The 17,910-nt window shown below is 39.8% G+C and carries 16 protein-coding genes and 2 pseudogenes; 11 read left to right on the top strand and 7 right to left on the bottom strand.

Translation table 11 applies throughout. The annotated features are described in order from the left end of the window. Position 1: 1 nt before the first annotated feature. The 7 genes and pseudogenes from RH40_RS08580 to rfbB all read right to left on the bottom strand — a co-directional run bounded on the left by RH40_RS08580 (position 2) and on the right by rfbB (position 6,168). Positions 2-1,261, bottom strand: a complete 1,260-nt coding sequence (locus RH40_RS08580) for an MATE family efflux transporter (protein WP_009601055.1) — start codon at positions 1,259-1,261, stop codon at positions 2-4. After that, on the bottom strand, positions 1,261-2,085 hold the full coding sequence (locus tag RH40_RS08575) for an NAD-dependent epimerase/dehydratase family protein (RefSeq protein ID WP_009601054.1): 825 nt from the start codon (positions 2,083-2,085) through the stop codon (positions 1,261-1,263). Before RH40_RS08575 ends, RH40_RS08580 begins: the two co-directional genes overlap by 1 nt. Further along, positions 2,082-2,636 carry a dTDP-4-dehydrorhamnose 3,5-epimerase gene (gene rfbC / locus RH40_RS08570; RefSeq protein WP_009601053.1) on the bottom strand — a complete coding sequence of 185 codons (555 nt, stop codon included), beginning with the start codon at positions 2,634-2,636 and terminating at the stop codon, positions 2,082-2,084. Before rfbC ends, RH40_RS08575 begins: the two co-directional genes overlap by 4 nt. Then, positions 2,636-3,747: pseudogene (locus RH40_RS08565) on the bottom strand (DegT/DnrJ/EryC1/StrS family aminotransferase). The gene rfbC and the pseudogene RH40_RS08565 overlap by 1 nt, the downstream one beginning before the upstream one ends. 75 nt (positions 3,748-3,822) lie before the next feature. After that, positions 3,823-4,221 (bottom strand): sugar 3,4-ketoisomerase, encoded by a 399-nt coding sequence (locus RH40_RS08560; RefSeq protein WP_009601052.1) that lies wholly within the window; start codon positions 4,219-4,221, stop codon positions 3,823-3,825. A 2-nt stretch (positions 4,222-4,223) separates the two neighbouring features. Beyond that, positions 4,224-5,090 carry a glucose-1-phosphate thymidylyltransferase RfbA gene (rfbA, locus tag RH40_RS08555; RefSeq protein ID WP_009601051.1) on the bottom strand — a complete coding sequence of 289 codons (867 nt, stop codon included), beginning with the start codon at positions 5,088-5,090 and terminating at the stop codon, positions 4,224-4,226. Positions 5,091-5,094: 4 nt separating this feature from the next. Then, on the bottom strand, positions 5,095-6,168 hold the full coding sequence (gene rfbB / locus RH40_RS08550; RefSeq protein ID WP_009601050.1) for a dTDP-glucose 4,6-dehydratase: 1,074 nt from the start codon (positions 6,166-6,168) through the stop codon (positions 5,095-5,097). 217 nt (positions 6,169-6,385) lie between these two features. Between rfbB and rfaD the strand changes: the two genes are divergently transcribed. From rfaD to RH40_RS21295, 11 genes and pseudogenes are all read left to right on the top strand, one after another. Then, positions 6,386-7,327, top strand: a complete 942-nt coding sequence (rfaD, locus tag RH40_RS08545; RefSeq protein WP_009601049.1) for an ADP-glyceromanno-heptose 6-epimerase — start codon at positions 6,386-6,388, stop codon at positions 7,325-7,327. Positions 7,328-7,419: 92 nt separating this feature from the next. Next, positions 7,420-9,186, top strand: a complete 1,767-nt coding sequence (locus tag RH40_RS08540) for a bifunctional glycosyltransferase family 4 protein/polysaccharide deacetylase (RefSeq protein WP_039954453.1) — start codon at positions 7,420-7,422, stop codon at positions 9,184-9,186. A gap of 8 nt (positions 9,187-9,194) precedes the next feature. After that, positions 9,195-10,445, top strand: a complete 1,251-nt coding sequence (locus RH40_RS08535) for an O-antigen ligase family protein (RefSeq protein ID WP_009601047.1) — start codon at positions 9,195-9,197, stop codon at positions 10,443-10,445. Next, positions 10,442-11,476, top strand: a complete 1,035-nt coding sequence (gene waaF, locus RH40_RS08530) for a lipopolysaccharide heptosyltransferase II (RefSeq protein ID WP_009601046.1) — start codon at positions 10,442-10,444, stop codon at positions 11,474-11,476. Before RH40_RS08535 ends, waaF begins: the two co-directional genes overlap by 4 nt. Positions 11,477-11,581: 105 nt before the next feature. Beyond that, positions 11,582-12,394, top strand: a complete 813-nt coding sequence (locus RH40_RS08525; protein ID WP_009601044.1) for a glycosyltransferase family 32 protein — start codon at positions 11,582-11,584, stop codon at positions 12,392-12,394. 17 nt (positions 12,395-12,411) lie between these two features. Continuing rightward, positions 12,412-13,680: a lipid IV(A) 3-deoxy-D-manno-octulosonic acid transferase gene (gene waaA, locus RH40_RS08520; RefSeq protein WP_009601042.1), complete on the top strand. Its 1,269-nt coding sequence runs from the start codon at positions 12,412-12,414 to the stop codon at positions 13,678-13,680. A 10-nt stretch (positions 13,681-13,690) separates the two neighbouring features. Further along, on the top strand, positions 13,691-14,071 hold the full coding sequence (locus RH40_RS08515) for an HAD hydrolase family protein (protein WP_009601040.1): 381 nt from the start codon (positions 13,691-13,693) through the stop codon (positions 14,069-14,071). Then, positions 14,062-15,645 carry a hypothetical protein gene (locus RH40_RS08510; RefSeq protein WP_009601038.1) on the top strand — a complete coding sequence of 528 codons (1,584 nt, stop codon included), beginning with the start codon at positions 14,062-14,064 and terminating at the stop codon, positions 15,643-15,645. Before RH40_RS08515 ends, RH40_RS08510 begins: the two co-directional genes overlap by 10 nt. Then, positions 15,642-16,379 (top strand): glycosyltransferase family 2 protein, encoded by a 738-nt coding sequence (locus tag RH40_RS08505; protein ID WP_009601037.1) that lies wholly within the window; start codon positions 15,642-15,644, stop codon positions 16,377-16,379. Before RH40_RS08510 ends, RH40_RS08505 begins: the two co-directional genes overlap by 4 nt. 1 nt (position 16,380) lies before the next feature. After that, complete coding sequence (locus RH40_RS08500; RefSeq protein WP_009601036.1) at positions 16,381-17,304, top strand: WavE lipopolysaccharide synthesis family protein; 924 nt, start codon at positions 16,381-16,383, stop codon at positions 17,302-17,304. Between the two features lie 376 nt (positions 17,305-17,680). Continuing rightward, positions 17,681-17,887, top strand: a pseudogene (locus RH40_RS21295) (CatB-related O-acetyltransferase); the annotation flags it as partial. Between the last annotated feature and the right edge of the window lie 23 nt (positions 17,888-17,910).

Below are 17,910 nucleotides of genomic sequence, written 5' to 3'. Positions count from 1 at the left end.
CTTAGGTTGATTTTTTTTTGTGCTTTCCAACTTCAACTCCAAATATAATACCAATAGCGAAAAAATATAGTACATAATTTATACTGTACGCTACGACAGCACCTTTCACACCCAATACATTGACTCCCAATATAGAGAGAACAACATAGGTGAGTGAGAATATTACCTCTAAGATCAACATCTTTTTTACGCTACCCAAACCGAGCATAGAAAATGCGAAAACCCATGAGATTATCTTAAAAAAGTCGCCTGGCAACTGATATAGAAAAAGAGATGCCATCTCTTCAAAAGTATCATCAAACAGAATTACTATTATATACTCTCTCATAGAATATATAGCGAACATTCCGGCAATTGAGACAAGTGAAACAATGCCAACGAAATGATATACCAACCTCTTAATGCATTTACCATCCTTCATATTTGATATTTTTGGTATCAAATAAACAGATAAAGCTGAAGATATTAATACAAGGTACACTTCACTAAACCGGATCACACCTTGCCAAATACCAGAGTCATGCACTGAGATATCATTCGCAATATAAGTTCTTATAATCAGTTGAGATGTAGGTAAACAGATTGCGCTAATCACCCCAAAAATAGCATATTGCTGGATACTTTCCTTAGCGCTCTTGTTAATTTCGATGCGATTGTAATACCTATACAATCGATTTCTTTCTTTTCTAATTATAAAAAAAACGATAGCATACCCGAGTGGCAAGCTAACAACAGCAAGCCTCCAGTCTGGATACAAATAATAAGTAACCGTACTAATGATTATTGTAAACACCGATGCTAAAATATGTAACCCAGACAACTCTCGTATTTTAAAAAGACCATTTAGAGCTGAAATATAAATTAGAACTTTTGCATGAAAGAACGTTAATACAAGTGATATTATTATCAAAAGCATTAAATTTTGATAATCATGTGACGACAAAAAATACAACAATACAATAACAATAACGACTATAATAGACGCAATAATAGATAACTTAGACTCCAAACTCTTTACAGAATTAAAAATCCCAAACAGGCTTTTATTTCGGTCATTACTTGCAATATTCTTTGTTATACCTGTAGCCATAATACCGCCACAAAGCATCACGTAAATAAGGTTTACATTTTGCACAACACCAAGGTTAGACATTCCTTCTGGGCCAGATAATGAAGCTACTATCTTGATAACTACAAAACCAGCTAGCATTTTCATCACAGTTTGTGCAACTGTAAATAAAGTAGTAGATGCAAAGTTCACTAGTTCGCCTGTTTAGAAAGAGCTTCTTTAAAGCCGGAGATTATACCTGGTAGTTCGTCCAATAAATGTTTAGGCTTAAAGCTATAGTTTCTCTTTGACTTATCAATATTTATTGGCGTAAACACTTCACCTACAAAGCCATCATGCCAGTTAACTTGACAATTGGTTTCTTGCTGAATTATTTCAGCGATAGATTTCGCAGAAACATTCACACCAGAAGCAACATTGTAAACATTGAAATATTTAAAACCGTCATTTACACACTTAATAACAAAACGCGACACATCATCCAAAGACACATAATCTTTTTCATATTCAGGCTCTACATACATATCTATTTTATTATGAGTCAGAGCATTTTTAATTATCATTGGCAAAAACAGATTACTATTTAATGCTGTACCATAAACATTACTTGGTCTTATCACTGTAACATTTTTCCCAGAAAGCCTAGCGACTTCTTCAGAGACTAACTTAGACAAGTTAAAAAGCTTTCTTTCATCATTTTGCGGCACATGCAGGTCAATCTCTTCATTTGTATTTGGCGTCGACATATACAATCTAGTTGAAGAAATGTAAATAAGATGTTCATAATTAGCTTTAAATAAAACTTCATTAAAAAAGTTAACGTTAGCTTCAATTACATCAATAGGCTTAGTACACACACCGTAACCAGCAGCGTATACAATGGCATCATAAGAAGTTTGAAAAAAGCTAACATCACCTCTTTCAGGTATATCTACATCATATCCACTTGATTCTAAATCGTTAACAATTTGGCTTCCAATGAAGCCTCTACCACCAATTACAAGACACTTTTTCATTTCTTTAGGCCTTTTAATATGTTCAAATACTCTTGAAAACTTGGCTGCTCTTTATCTTTTTTCGACAGTTGTGGAGTATCTGTAGGCCAGTCAATATCTAGATCAGCATCATTCCAAAGAATGCCAAGTTCATCTTCAGGGTCATAAAAGTCGGTACACTTATAACCAAAATGTACGACGTCAGAAAGCGTCAAAAAACCATGAGCAAAGCCTGGTGGTATATACAGCTGCTTGTGATTTTTATCAGAAAGAACAATTGAAAAATGCTTACCAAATGTCGGAGAGGTTTCTCTCAGATCAACTGCAACATCAAAAACCTCACCTTTAGTGACAGAAACCAACTTTCCTTGCGGCTTATTGAGCTGCGAATGTAAACCTCTTAATATTCCTTTTGAAGATTTTGAAAAATTATCTTGGACAAAAGTTTCTTTGATGCCAATTTCACGATATTTTTCTTCATGAAAGCTCTCAAAAAAATAGCCTCTTTCATCTCCATATACATCTGGCTCAATAACGATACAGCCATCTAAGTTCGTTTTAGTAACCTTCATTACGCTCTCAATACATAGCTGTTGACAACTTCTACGACGCTAGCGACTTGTTCATCAGTCATTGTTGGCCCCATAGGAAGACTTACAACTTGGCGATGAATTTTTTCTGTAACAGGTAGGGACAAGTGGCCAAGTTCGGGATATGCCTGCTGCTTATGTGGGGCTATTGGGTAGTGAACCATCGTATGCACCCCTCGACTTTCAAGATACGCCACAAAATCAGCCCTATTTTCAACTTGTATAACATAAAGGTGGAATACATGATTCTCAGCAGAGTCGACGTATGGTTGTTTTAAAACTAAACTGTTATCAATATGTTGATTGTAGTATTGAGCAATTTGCTTACGTCGACTCGTCTCACCATCTAAGTAATTGAGTTTAACTCTCAACATCGCAGCTTGCATTTCATCTAAGCGGGAGTTGACACCTTTATACCTATTCTCATATTTAGTGTGCGAGCCATAGTTTCTCAGGGCTGTTACCACACTCATCAACTCTTCGTCGTTTGTCGTAATTCCACCAGCATCACCTAGTGCCCCTAAGTTCTTGCCTGGATAAAAACTAAAGGCTCCCGCATCACCCCAAGATCCAGCTTTCCTTGATTGTATCGAGGCGCCGTGGGATTGAGCACAATCTTCCAATACTAGAAGATTAAACTCATCAGCAATATCCATAATTTCCTCCATAGGAGAAATATTGCCATAGAGGTGAACGGGAAGTATTACCTTAGTTTTTCAGTAATCGCCTTCCTAATACCATCTTCCGTAAGGTTATACGACTCTTCACACGGTTCAACGAGAACAGGCACTAATCCATTGTCACTAATCGCCAGAATAGATGCGATGTAAGTGTTGGCAGGTACAATTACTTCATCACCACTATTAATTTTCCCCATCTCTTTCCATGCTCTAAGCACTAAGGAAAGAGCGTCTAAACCACTAGCAACGCCTAGTGCATACGCCACACCGCAATAATCGGCAAAGGCCTTCTCAAACTCTTTAACTTCGGTACCCATGATGTACCACCCAGAATCGATAACCCTTTGACATGCACTAGTTAGTTCGTCTCGATAAGTTTGATTAATTGACTTAAGGTCAAGAAATGGAATCATTTTTCTTTCTCTGGAATATAGATTTCAACTACACCAGTAATAACTTTCTGGCGTCCGACTTTGCAGTATGTATGCTTATTTTATTTCTCTCAAAAATTCATCATAGCTTCTAATATAATCACTCTCATCATAATGATCGCTAGCTAAGACCATTAATATACAATCTTCTGAGAAGTCATACATTTCATGCCATTGCATTACATCAATAAGTAGCCCCTGCGAATTAGAATCAAGAACCGTTTCTTCCTTATGTTTTCCATCGTCCATTAAGAACTTACAGCTTCCCGCCAAACAAACCGCCACTTGCTGTAGTTCTTTGTGTGCATGAAATCCTCTAGCGACCCCTTTCTGCGTACCAAAAATGTAGTAAACCCGTCTAATTTCGAAAGGTATACTTCTCTCCGCCTCAATGGACACAAGTGCCCCTCTAGAATCACCGAGAACATTAAAGTCATAAAAATTAAGTAGGCTCATAATTACTTTTCGATTAAATCCATTAGATATTTTCCATACTCGTTTTTAAGCATAGGTGTCGCCAATGTCATCAGCTCTTTATCACTTAACCAGTGATTACGCCATGCAATTTCTTCTAGGCAAGCAACTTTTAATCCCTGAACATTTTCAATGGTTTGGACGAAAGAAGAAGCTTCATGTAGGCTTTGGTGTGTTCCTGTATCCAACCAAGCAAAACCACGACCAAGTAGCTCCACGTTAAGAGTCCCATCATTTAGATACATTTCGTTCAACGAAGTTATCTCTAACTCACCTCTATCAGATGGTTTGACTTGCTTGGCAAACTCAATTACTCGATTGTCATAAAAATAAAGACCGGTAACAGCATAATTAGACTTCGGAGCCTTGGGCTTTTCCTCCAAAGAAATAGCTTTCATATTTTCATCAAACTCAACAACACCAAAGCGTTCAGGATCTTTCACTTGATAACCGAATACTGTCGCACCAGTTCCTCGATTCGCTGCATTAACAAGAGTAGAGCTAAAGGATTGACCATAAAAGATATTGTCACCTAAGACTAAACACACGCTATCATCACCAATAAAATCTTCACCAATAATAAACGCTTGAGCGAGACCATCTGGAGATGGCTGCACGGCATACTCTAGGTTTATACCAAAATCACTGCCATCACCTAAAAGTCTTTTGAAGCTCTCATTATCCTCAGGGGTAGTAATAATCAAAACATCGCGAATGCCAGCTAGCATAAGAGTTGAAAGCGGGTAATAAATCATAGGTTTGTCATATACAGGAAGCAACTGCTTAGATACTCCTCTAGTAATAGGATACAAACGAGTGCCTGAACCACCAGCTAATACAATGCCTTTCATACCTTTACTCCACACCTAAGCGTTCACGTTGATAGCTGCCATCTTGAACGTTCTGGCACCACTTATGGTTATCTAAATACCACTGGACAGTTTTTTTAAGGCCCGTTTCAAATGTTTCTATTGGAGTCCAACCTAACTCTTGTTGCATCTTTGAAGAATCAATCGCATAGCGACGATCGTGCCCCGGTCGATCTTGTACATAGGTTATTTGTTCAGCATAAGGCGAATCTTTCGGCACTAATACATCCAAGATAGAGCAAATAGTTTCAACAACTTCGAGGTTTCGTTTTTCGTTATGACCTCCAATATTGTAAGTTTCACCTATGCCCCCTTCAGTCACTACTTTATAAAGAGCCCGTGCGTGGTCTTCAACGAATAGCCAATCTCGAATTTGATCACCTTTACCATAAATCGGTAACTCTTTGCCTTCTAAAGCATTTAAAATGACAAGTGGGATCAGCTTTTCAGGGAAGTGATATGGTCCATAGTTATTTGAGCAATTTGTCACAATAGTAGGAAGACCATAAGTACGCAACCATGCTCGAACAAGGTGGTCGCTAGATGCTTTTGAAGCTGAATACGGGCTAGATGGAGCATATGGAGTTGTCTCTAAGAACATAGGTAACTCTGTTCCAGCATCAAACTCATCAGGGTGCGGAAGATCGCCATACACTTCATCGGTGGAAATGTGGTGGAAACGGAAAGATTGCTTTGCATCTAAGCTTAAATCGTTCCAATAAGCGCGAGTAGCCTCAAGTAAGGTATAGGTACCGACTACATTAGTTTCAATAAAAGCAGCAGGACCAGTAATGGACCGATCAACATGGGACTCTGCTGCTAAATGCATAACTGCATCTGGGTTATATTCAGAGAAAACTCGATCAAGCTCTGCTCTATCGCAAATATTTACTTGCTCAAAAACATATCGCTCATTATTTTCTACACTAGCTAAAGATTCTAAGTTACCAGCATAGGTCAAGCAGTCAACGTTAACAACACTATCGTTAGTGCTTTCAATTATGTGACGCACAACTGCTGAGCCAATAAAGCCAGCGCCACCTGTTACCAAAATTTTCACTTATTTACCTTGTTATTACCAGTGGAACCAAAGCCCATCAGAGTGTTACACCTAAGGCAGGGTCGACGATTAAATATAAGTTTTAATATTGTATGATACACAAACTCTGAACTCTGTGCGAGCCCTAGAGTAATATTCAAAACATAAGTTTTAGATATTTTAACCACTGGGCTATCTTGATAGAATCAAAAAAACAGATACTAGAGAAGGAAAGGTTATGATCATCGTAACTGGTGGCGCTGGCATGATCGGCAGCAACATCGTTAAAGCCCTCAATGAAAAAGGCATTAACGACATTTTGGTAGTCGACAACCTTAAGAGTGGTAAGAAATTTCAGAACTTGGTTGATCTAGATATCACTGACTACATGGACCGTGACGACTTTCTAGCTCAAGTCATGGCTGGTGATGACTTTGGTCATATCGAAGCAATTTTCCATGAGGGGGCTTGCTCTGCGACAACTGAGTGGGACGGTAAGTACATGATGCTTAATAACTATGAGTATTCAAAAGAACTTTTGCATTATTGTCTAGAGCGTGAGATTCCTTTCCTTTATGCTTCATCTGCGGCTACCTATGGTGAAACAAATACTTTCATTGAAGAAAAAGAGTATGAAGGTGCGCTGAACGTATACGGCTACTCTAAACAGCAATTTGATAACTACGTGCGACGTATTTGGCAAGATGCTGAAGAACATGGAGAAAAGCTTTCTCAAATAACGGGGTTTCGTTATTTCAATGTTTACGGTCCCCGAGAACAACATAAAGGCTCGATGGCATCAGTTGCTTTTCATCTAAATAACCAAATGAATGCAGGTGAGAACCCTAAATTGTTTGCAGGTAGCGAATCTTTTAAACGTGACTTTGTTTACGTCGGTGACGTGGCCGCGGTAAACCTTTGGTTTATGGAAAATGGTAGTTCTGGAATCTTCAATTTAGGTACGGGTAATGCAGAGTCATTTGAAGAAGTTGCTAAGGCAGTGATAAAGTTCCACGGTCAGGGTACTGTAGAGACAATCCCCTTTCCAGAACACTTGAAAGGTGCTTATCAGGAATATACCCAAGCTGATCTCACCAAACTGCGCGCAGCTGGCTGCAGTCATCATTTTAAAACTGTTGCTGAAGGTGTTGCCGAATATATGTCGATTATCAACGCGTAGTGCTCTGTTTTCCGTCTATTCAGAGTTCAATCTTTGAACTCTGAATATTTACAGGTTAGAATATTGCGCTTAATGGTTTCGTGGGTTAACAAATGAATATTTTGATGGCACTTTCTCAGTTAGAAGTTACTGGTGCTGAAGTGTACGCAACAACTGTTGGAAATCAGCTAACTAAACGAGGCCATAGCGTCTACTACGTATCGGATACACTGACGAAACCATACACAGGGCAATTTTTTAAACTTCGTTTCAACAAACGTAGTATTCCTCGTCGCTTTTGGCATGTCGCCTACTTAATCTATCTGATTAAAAAGCACAAAATTCAACTGGTTCATGCACATTCCAGAGCTTCCAGCTGGAGTTGCCATATTGCCTGTAAGATAACGCAGACACCTATGGTTACCAGCGTTCATGGAAGGCAGCCTGTACACCCGTCACGCAAAAAATTTCATGCCATGGGGGATAAAGCGCTTCCCGTATGCGAGTCAATTGAAGAGCAACTAGTAAATGATCTAGGAGTCTCTAAAAGTCTTTTAGAGGTAAGTAGAAACGGTATAGAAACAGAGGAGTTTCATTGGCTCGGAGCCCCTCAAAACAACAAACCAATTATATCTATCATTGGACGACTGACTGGCCCCAAAGGCGATCTTTGTTATAAGCTGCTGGACGAATGTTTGGATACAAACAAGTATCACGTAAGAATAGTCTCAGGCTCTGATATTGAACCCCGTTTTGATAAGTTTACTCATCAAGTAGAATTCAGTGGCTATTCAGATAACATCACCTCGATTTTAGCAACCTCTGACTTAGTTATAGGCGCTGGTCGAGTCGCGATGGAATCTTTACTTTGTGGTCGCCCTACACTTGCTGTGGGTGAGTCTGAGTCGATTGGACTGGTTGACCAGAATAATATTCAAGAGGCAATCAGATCTAATTTTGGCGATATTGGCCCCAAAGACCTAAACATCGATTTTACCCAAATCCCTCAACAAATTGAGTTTGGTTTAAAAAACAAGCACTGCGACAGTGGAGTCACTAAAACAGTAAAAGAAAACTATGACCTGTCTATTGTCGTCGACCAAATAGAAGATATTTATCAAAGCGTTTACGTGCAAAAGTTGCGTAAAGAAATGCCGATCATCATGTATCACCGTTTTATCAAAAATGACTCTGAAAAGGGCGTTCACGGCACCTATCTTCATATTGACATGCTGGATAAGCATCTAAAACTGATAAAAAAAATGGGATTTGAACCCATTACTTTCGAAGACCTAGCAAAGAAAGGGTTAATCTGCAGGCTAGAATATGGAAAACGCTATATCATTATCACGGTAGATGACGGCTACAAGGATAATTATGAACTGCTTTTTCCTCTTCTCAAGAAATACAACTTTAAAGCTGTGATATATACAGTTTCTGGAGAAACATTCAATCGTTGGGATGTTGAGGTTCCATCGAACCCAGAAAAACAGGTTGAACTTATGAGCCCAGAGCAAGTCAAAGAACTGTCTGAATCTGGACTGGTTGAGATTGGTGGTCACACAGTGACACACCCTGACCTCAGTCGTTTAACGTCAGCGGAACAAGAGCAAGAGATTTATGATAATAAGGTCGCATTAGAAAGTATGATTGGAAAAAGATTAACGTCTTTTGCCTACCCGTATGGTTCGCTCAATGAAGATTCCAAAAATATTGCCTCAAAAATTGGCTATCAATATGCTGTTGCAACCGATAGTGGTCCCATTCATGTACATGGTGATAAATTTCAAATACGTAGAATCGCAATTTTTCCGAGAACAAGTGTTTTTGGCCTTTGGCGGAAAATACGTGGAAGCTACCTTTTCAAAAAAGTAAAGTGAAAATTTAGATGCTAAATACTTACCAGTCATTTTATACAAAAGTGGTATGTTGGTCCTGTTTATTAATACCCACTCTTCTTTTAACAACGCCTAATGCCAGTGTTGTAATAATCGGATTCATTACGATCGCTTCCATTGGTTACCTTCTGAGTAATGGATGTAAAATACAACTTCAAAGATTCGACAAAATAGTGATTTTCTGTCTTGCTTGGTATTTTATAGGTAGCATTCCTATCACCATCTACGACGGTGACACAGGTCGGTATTTTCAGGGTGGCGTTAGACTTTTAGCCGCTATCCCTGTTTATTTGGCTCTCATTGATTTGTTCAAGAAAAAATCAATTCCTATCAGAAAGTATTTGGAAATTGGAGTTATTCTGGGCTCATTGGGTGCCTTCGCATTAGCCTGCTATCAATTCTATTTTTTGAGAATGCCAAGAGTGGATGGCTTTCTCTTTAGTATCAACTTTGGTTATTTAGCCTGTAGTCTAGCTTTTTTAGCACTTTCATTGAGTATCAAATCAAATAACAAACTGTGGCTAGCCGCTGCATTTTTCCTCAGTGCTGTTTCCGCTGTGCTAACGTTCACTAGAGGGGCAATCTTTGCAATACCTCTCCTATTAATTCTTTTTCCCATTTTTCAACTAAAAAGTATAAATCCAAAATTTTTAGTGGCGGCTATCGTCGCTTTTCTCTCTATCTGTATTTTATCCTATCAATACTCTTCAAATGTAAAAAATCGAATCGATTATACAGTGACGGAATTCTCCAACATTGCCAATGGTCATATAAACAGGGCGGCCTCATCAGGAGATAGACTACAGTACTGGTTTGGCGCTACTGAAGCATTCAAGAAAAGTCCTGTTTTCGGATTATCTTTTCGTGAAAGACAAGAACTCAATCACCAGTTATTTTTGGAAGGAAAATTAGGAGAGCGCGCCTCAAAAGTACAGCGAGGCCATGCACATAGTCAATATTTTGAGCTAATCGCCAGTAATGGTATTCTCGGTATTGTAACGATCATGACCTCTCTTTTTATCCCTCTGATATTGATGATTCGTCATTATAGAGAGACATCGTCTGATTGGGCATTTTCTGGATCTGTATTTGTATCAGGTTTTATTATTTTTGGTCTAACTGAAGTTCTTCTTACTGCAAACCTAATCGGTTTTTTCTATGGATTTATGTTGAGTATATTTTTTGCACAGATTTCTGTCGAAAGGCACGCTGCCAATATAAAAAGCACAGGATTATCATGAAGTTTTTTATTGTTGGTCCGTCTTGGGTAGGTGATATGGTTATGTCGCAGAGCCTATATTCAGTATTAAAACAACAGCACCCAAATGCCGAGATTCACGTTTTAGCACCGGCTTGGTGTAAACCTATTTTAGAGCGTATGCCTGAAATAAACCAAGCGATAGAAATGCCCATAGGCCATGGCGAATTCAGCCTCAAGACACGATGGCAACTCGCTCGAAAACTCGCAGCCAATAACTACACCCATGCTTTAGTACTGCCCAACTCGGCCAAATCTGCGCTCATTCCCTTTTTTGCGAGGATAAAAAGTAGAACGGGTTGGAAAGGTGAAATGCGCTATGGTCTCCTTAATGACTTACGGCCAAACAAACGCGTTTTCCAATACATGGTAGAAAGGTATGTAGCCCTGGCTTATTCTAGAGCCACTATGCTTGATGCAGTAAAACTCGAAAACTGCCCGAAACCTACTCTACAAATCGATCCGAAAAATCAACAGCAAGCGAAGTCGCGTTTAAAACTTACTAACTTAAGACCAGTCATTGGTCTATGCCCGGGAGCAGAATTTGGGCCAGCAAAACGCTGGCCGGATCCCTATTATGCACAAGTCGCGCAGTTTGCAATAGAAAATGGTTATCAGGTTTGGCTATTTGGCTCAGCTAAAGATAGAGAAGTCTGCGAACTCATTCGCTCAAAGTTATCGAACGAGCAAGCTGATTTATGTTTTAATCTAGCCGGTGAAACATCTCTGATCGAAGCTGTCGACCTACTAGCAGCATGCCACACAGTGGTCAGTAATGACTCTGGGCTAATGCACGTTTCTTCTGCGGTTGGTTGTAATATCGTCGCTATTTACGGCTCAAGTTCACCAAGATACACCCCTCCCCTTACAGAGAAGCTAAGAATGGTACACACTAATGTAGACTGTAGACCTTGTTTTAAAAGAGAGTGCCCTCTTGGCCATTTAGACTGCCTCAATAAACTGGAACCAAACATAGTTATCGATGTCCTAAAAGAGTTTATCGAACAACACTAAACTTCGTTAGAACAGTAATGGATGATGAGCTAGCGTTAAGCACCCAAAAACCTGCCGATACAGCGACACGCTAGGGCAGTAATACATAAAATATAAAGGCAAATTATGAAAAACCTCCCAATAATGATAGCCAACAGGTCAATTCGTCTTATTGGTAATCTATTTAAAGTGCTGTCATATCCTTTTCACTTTGCGTTTCCAAAATTGCGCTTTACCATACCTGAATACTCCCCCGCAAAAATTCGCACTAATCGAAAAAGTGCTGTGACAAAGATTATCTGGCAGACCAATTTTTCGAATAAATCAACACTACCAGTCTATTTGAACTATCTCTTCAATCGATTGATGTCACTTGACTATGAATATCGATACGTCAGTACCGAGGGTCGTGAAGAGTACCTTAAAAATAGTGCGTCAACAGAAGTATATGAGAACTACATGAAGCTCACTGATGGAGCTGCTCAGGCTGATGTATGGCGCTTAGCTGTCTTACATAACGAAGGGGGGGTATATATGGACATCGATGCAACTCTAGTCTGGCCACTGAAGCGGCTACTATCTAACGTAGAATCGTGTTTATTTATTAAAATCAAAAAAAATACTGAATACACTAACTACTTTCTAGCTACTGAGCCCAACAACCCTATATTTAAAGAAGCGCTAGACCTTATTGTAGATAATGTTATTAATTATGCTCAAGGTGAGCGAGCCAAAGGCGTTTACGATACGACGGGCCCTATTGTGTTGAATAGAGTTCTGGAAGAACGCAAGGTAACATCTCGGGAAAGCAAGGTAACATCTCGAGACCGTAATCATGTCTGTATTCAAGGTACATTTACCAATGAGTACTTTCAGTATATGGATAAGCCGCGTGGAAAGTGGACTCATTTAGATCCTGATGACTTAATCAAAAAGTAGATTATAGGACTATCACTTTGGTATTTCGTTGGTTTTATACACTCTTACTTGTCTTAGCCGCTCCATTTTTCCTATACAGCCTTTATAAGAAAAAAAAAGGAAAGCCCAGTGTAGGGAAACGTTGGAAAGAGCACTTTGGCATTACCCCTTCATTAGAGTCTCAAGACCGTCCCATATGGATTCATGCCGCTTCTGTCGGTGAGACTCTGGCTGTCATTCCTTTTATCAAAAGACTGAAGACAATCAAACCGGATCTTCCCATTCTTCTAACCACGACTACACCTACGGGAGCTGAACAAGCACGGCGACTAGGAGATCTTATCTCACATAGATACACGCCAATAGACTTTACTTTCGCGATAAATCGCTTTTTGCGTATAATTCGGCCTTGCCAATTCATCATCGTCGAAACAGAACTTTGGCCTAATACTGTGAATGCCGTTTCAAAATCAGGCATACCAACTACCATACTCAACGCGCGGCTCTCTAACAAGTCCTACACTGGCTATCGCAAAGTAATGCCACTGGTACGACCGATGACAAGGCGGTTATCAAAAGTACTGTGTCAATTTGACACAGATGCCGAACGTTTTATCGGACTAGGTGTAAATAGGCATAATATAACTATCACTGGCTCAATAAAGTTTGATATTACGATCACAGACGATATTTTGCAGGATGGAGATGCTCTGAGAGCACAGTTGGGTGAGCAACGTCCAATATGGATTGCAGCAAGTACTCATGAAGGAGAAGACGAAGTTTTGTTCTCCGTTCATCAGCAGTTACTGAGTATCATCCCTGAGGCCTTATTAATTATTGTTCCAAGACATCCAGAACGATTTAACACTGTTCTCAAGCTCTCTGAACAAACTGGTTTCTCGACAGTGACTCGCAGTAGTAAACAGCCAATTACTCCCAACACGCAAGTATATATTGGCGACACTATGGGAGAAATGCTCACTCTACTACAGGCCTCTGACGTTTGCTTTATGGCAGGGAGTTTAATAGGAAAAAAAGTAGGCGGGCATAATCTACTAGAGCCTGCTGCTTTGGGAAAACCAATCATCACAGGACCCAGCTATTACAACTTTACGGATATTACTCACACACTAGAAAGTGCTGGTGCATGTATAATCCTTCGGGACAAAGCAGAGATTGTCAAACAGCTCACGCTATGGCTCACCAACCAACAAGCAAGAGAACATAGTGCCAAACAAGCATTAAGCGTAGTGAGCCATAATACTGGAGCGATTGAGAGATCACTTGCTCAGCTTGAATTAAACTAGGAATAAAGTCATGAAAAAGTTAATCGTTGACCTAGACGGTACCCTCACACAAGCTAACACTTCTGACTACAAACGCGTCCTACCCCGCCTTGATGTAATCCAACAGTTAGTGCGTTATAAAGAACAAGGTTTTGAGATTGTCATCTCCACTGCGCGAAATATGCGAACCTACGAGGGGAACATCGGTAAGATTAATATTCATACTTTACCGATCATTACAGAATGGCTAGATGAGCATAATGTTCCCTACGATGAAATCTTGGTGGGTAAACCTTGGTGTGGTCATGACGGATTTTATATCGATGATCGTGCTGTGCGACCTTCTGAATTTGCGAACTTATCATTTGAAGAGATCAATCAGTTGCTTGAAAAGGAAACAGTATGTTCTTAATCATGTCCGGTGCATATGTCGGACAGGAATTAGAGTCTGAGTTTGGGCATATTCCACCTAGCTTTTTACCACTCGGTAACCGGCGTCTTTTTCAACATCAAGTTGATTTAGCGCCTGAAGGTGTCGAAGTCTATCTATCGGTGCCTGAAACATATTCAGTATCAACTGTAGATAAGAAGTGGCTCAATAAAAAGAGGGTCAACCTAATTAGCATACCCGATGGCCTAAGTTTAGGCGCGTCTCTGGTAGCTTCCGTAAACATCAGTGGGCACTCACTTAGTATGCCCTTACACGTTCTTTATGGTGATACATTATTTTCTCAGATCCCCACCGGTGATGACATTGCTAGCGTATCTACAGCAAAAGACAGTTATAACTGGGCTGTCTTAACCGATGATACTGCACATTGGCTGAAGGATAACGAACAACGTCAAAGCATAGAATCGAACCGCATCATTGATGGATACTTCAAATTTAGTCAGCCGCGAGAGTTAATACGCTGCATTACCCAAAGTGAATGGAGTTTTATCGAGGGACTCAACCGCTATCATCAGGTAGTAGGACTGACACCTGTCGATTCAAATGGTTGGCTTGATTTTGGACATGTTAATACATACTACCGCTCAAAAGCGGAACACACCACCCAAAGAGCATTCAATGAACTTACAATCACACCAAAGTGGATTGAAAAAGCCAGTGCTAAAAATAACAAAATCGCAGCAGAAGCTAACTGGTTTGAAACACTGCCTTATTCCTTGCGTGGTTACGTGCCACAGTATATGGGTAGTAGCAATAAGCAAGGTAAAATTTCATATAAACTCGAGTACCTGCACCTTACCGCTTTAAATGAGTTGTTCGTTTTCTCAAAACTTCCGACGCAAGTTTGGAAGCAAATTTTGACTGACTGCATAATATTTCTTTCACAATGCAGTAAGCAAAATATGGCTGGTGATATTCACGCCAACACGCTGGATATGTTGTTTGGCAGTAAAACACCAACACGACTTGAGGAGTTTTGTCAGTCGCGAAAAATAGATCTAAGTAGTCCATGGATTTTTCAAGGCCATGAGACAAGCCTAAACGAAATCCTTACTAATAGTGAGAAACATCTGCCTGATGCTCAAAAAACAGTTGGGGTTTTACACGGTGACTTCTGCTTTAGCAACATTTTATATGACTTCCGATCGAGTAAAATCAAAACCATAGATCCTAGAGGTATGACGCCTGATGGGCACCAAACTATCTATGGTGATGTATGTTATGATATCGCAAAATTAAGCCATTCAGTACTAGGCTTATACGATTGGATTGTCGCAGGATACTATGAAGTTTCTATAGAAAACAATAAGATAAAATTAGACATTGCTGATGGCGGCTTGCATAGGGAAACACAGCAAGTCTTTGTAGAATTAGTTGAAGAGGAGTTTGGTATTACGGCGCAAAATCTATATGCGATGCAGATTCAACTTTTCCTTTCTATGCTACCACTTCACGCCGATGATAAGAATCGACAAGATGCTTTATTCGCGAATGCATTTAGACTACATCAAATATTGCAGAGATTAGAACAATGATAGTGATCCCAATGGCTGGTATGAGCTCGAGATTTTTTAAAGCGGGCTACACTAAACCAAAATATATGCTTGAGGCCCATGGCGACACCTTATTTGATCACTCAGTAAAAAGCTTTCAAGCCTACTTTTCCTCATTGCCTTTTCTATTTATCGTCAGAGATATTTATGAAACGGAAGACTTTGTCAGAACCAGAGCGCATAAACTCGGCATAGAAAAATTCTATATTGTTGTTTTAGAGCAAGAAACGAGAGGGCAAGCAGAAACAGTAGCCTTAGGCTTAAAGTTACTAGAGCAACAGCGTCGTGACTATCAAGAACCTATAACTGTTTTTAATATTGACACCTTCAGACCTAACTTTGAGTTTCCTGATGTGAGTAAAAAAGGCAGTGGTTATCTAGAGGTATTCAAGGGCTCTGGTGATAACTGGTCTTTTGCCCTTCCTGAAAAAAAGGGCTCAACCAGAGTCATCAAAACCACTGAGAAAAACCCAATATCCGATCTTTGCAGTACAGGCCTTTATCACTTTTGTAGCAAGCATATCTATTTAAGTGTATATCAAGAATACGTTGCCAAGCCGCAAGAGGAATGGGAAAAAGGCGAACTTTACATTGCACCACTTTACAACCTAATGATCGAAAAAGGGGCTGATATTCACTACCATCTGATCGAGCGAGATGACGTAGTTTTCTGCGGTACTCCAGACGAATACACCGATTTTCTTGCCAGAGACTAATATGACTCAAATAGCCGATAAAGATATTACGTTTGTTGTTCAAGGGCCAGTTCAGGCCAGTCAAGAGCGCAAACAGCTTTCAGGCATCACTGAACAATGCCTTCGCTCTATTAGAGCCCATTTCCCAGAGTCTAAAATTATACTTTCTACTTGGGCTGGACAGCCTTTCGAAGGCCTAGATTATGATCAAGTGCTTGAACTTGAGGATCCTGGCCCTAATTTCATTTTCTATGGTGAGAAGCAAGTTCAACTTAATAATAACCGCCAACTGTATAGCTCACATATGGGTTTAGCGGCAGTAAAAACCAAATTTGCCGTAAAAATGAGAACTGATAATCAACTCATGGGCAGAGGCTTTGTTGAACTGTATGAGAGATATTCAGAGATAAAGAGAGAAAGCCAATATAGCTTGCTCAACTCACGTGTCGTTACGAGTAGCACCTTTTTCCTCTTGTCTCATGCAGGTCAAGATACCCACTTTCATAAAAGTGACCTCTTTGATTTTGGTGAAACACAAGACTTACTAAAGATTTGGGATGGTAATTTTGTGCCAACACTACACTTTAGTAAGAAAGCCGGCTATAAATCGCGCTACCCTGCGACTGAACAGTTTTTGTGCTTAAAGTGGATTTCTCATTTATTAGGCGAAAATTATAAACTCACAGTCAAAGCTGGAGACGATGCTGGGCTAGGGGAAAACTATTGGAAGCATTTTATTGCCAGCAACCTCATCGTCGATTTACCAGAAAACCTTGGGCTAGATGTAACAGAACGGTTTTATCATCGTGGCAACTTATCACAAGAAATCGATCTTGCTGATTGGAAAGAGTTTGCCGGAATCAAAAAAAGAACTTGGGATAAAAAGCGTCTCAAGCGAGCTCTAAAAAAATACGAGTCTAAAGTATTACGCTTCTTTTTTGGATAAGGCTAGGTACATGCATAACAGAAAATTTTTTCTCTCATTTCAACAAAGAAGACAACTTAAAAACCTTAACATCTCATTATCTCCCCGCCATTATTGGGGAAAAGTATCTGCCTGTGAACAACCGATAGTAATCGAAGAATCCTGTATTTATCCAAAGTCTAAGTACATCTGGAGCATGGGCAGCTTTTCCTACTCTCACTCAGTTTTGCCAAACTATGCAACAGTTGGAAGATATACATCAATAGCAAAGGGCTTAGAAATACTTGGATTTCAACATCCTTTCGAGAGAATCACGGCTAGTCCAGTCACATATTGTGACCTCTTCGGCGTTAACGAAGGAAGAATCGAGACCTTTGCTTCAATTGAAGCCAGCAAGCTAAACATTGGTAATGATGTTTGGATAGGCCAAAATGTCACCCTGAAACCAGGAATTACCATCTCAGATGGCGCCATCATCGCGGCTAACGCAGTAGTAACCAAAGACGTTCCCCCTTATACCATTGTTGGAGGTGTACCAGCTAAAATTATTCGCTACCGATTTGACAAAGAACTTATCAAAAAGCTTGTAGAGTTTAAATGGTGGCAATATTCATATTTAGACTTTTC

Source organism: Vibrio caribbeanicus ATCC BAA-2122 (assembly GCF_000165125.1).
GTDB classification, from domain to species: Bacteria; Pseudomonadota; Gammaproteobacteria; order Enterobacterales; family Vibrionaceae; genus Vibrio; species Vibrio caribbeanicus.
Note: the sequence above shows the minus strand (reverse complement) of the source record. Positions and strands in the feature narration are given on the sequence as shown.

Coding starts and splice junctions, on each gene's coding strand:
- RH40_RS08535 (WP_009601047.1), top strand. CDS start 9,195: ATGCTAAATACTTACCAGTCATTTTATACAAAAGTGGTATGTTGGTCC.
- rfbC (WP_009601053.1), bottom strand. CDS start 2,636: ATGAAGGTTACTAAAACGAACTTAGATGGCTGTATCGTTATTGAGCCA.
- RH40_RS08505 (WP_009601037.1), top strand. CDS start 15,642: ATGATAGTGATCCCAATGGCTGGTATGAGCTCGAGATTTTTTAAAGCG.
- RH40_RS08560 (WP_009601052.1), bottom strand. CDS start 4,221: ATGAGCCTACTTAATTTTTATGACTTTAATGTTCTCGGTGATTCTAGA.
- waaF (WP_009601046.1), top strand. CDS start 10,442: ATGAAGTTTTTTATTGTTGGTCCGTCTTGGGTAGGTGATATGGTTATG.
- rfbA (WP_009601051.1), bottom strand. CDS start 5,090: ATGAAAGGCATTGTATTAGCTGGTGGTTCAGGCACTCGTTTGTATCCT.
- RH40_RS08540 (WP_039954453.1), top strand. CDS start 7,420: ATGAATATTTTGATGGCACTTTCTCAGTTAGAAGTTACTGGTGCTGAA.
- RH40_RS08525 (WP_009601044.1), top strand. CDS start 11,582: ATGAAAAACCTCCCAATAATGATAGCCAACAGGTCAATTCGTCTTATT.
- RH40_RS08575 (WP_009601054.1), bottom strand. CDS start 2,085: ATGAAAAAGTGTCTTGTAATTGGTGGTAGAGGCTTCATTGGAAGCCAA.
- RH40_RS08500 (WP_009601036.1), top strand. CDS start 16,381: ATGACTCAAATAGCCGATAAAGATATTACGTTTGTTGTTCAAGGGCCA.
- rfaD (WP_009601049.1), top strand. CDS start 6,386: ATGATCATCGTAACTGGTGGCGCTGGCATGATCGGCAGCAACATCGTT.
- RH40_RS08510 (WP_009601038.1), top strand. CDS start 14,062: ATGTTCTTAATCATGTCCGGTGCATATGTCGGACAGGAATTAGAGTCT.
- RH40_RS08515 (WP_009601040.1), top strand. CDS start 13,691: ATGAAAAAGTTAATCGTTGACCTAGACGGTACCCTCACACAAGCTAAC.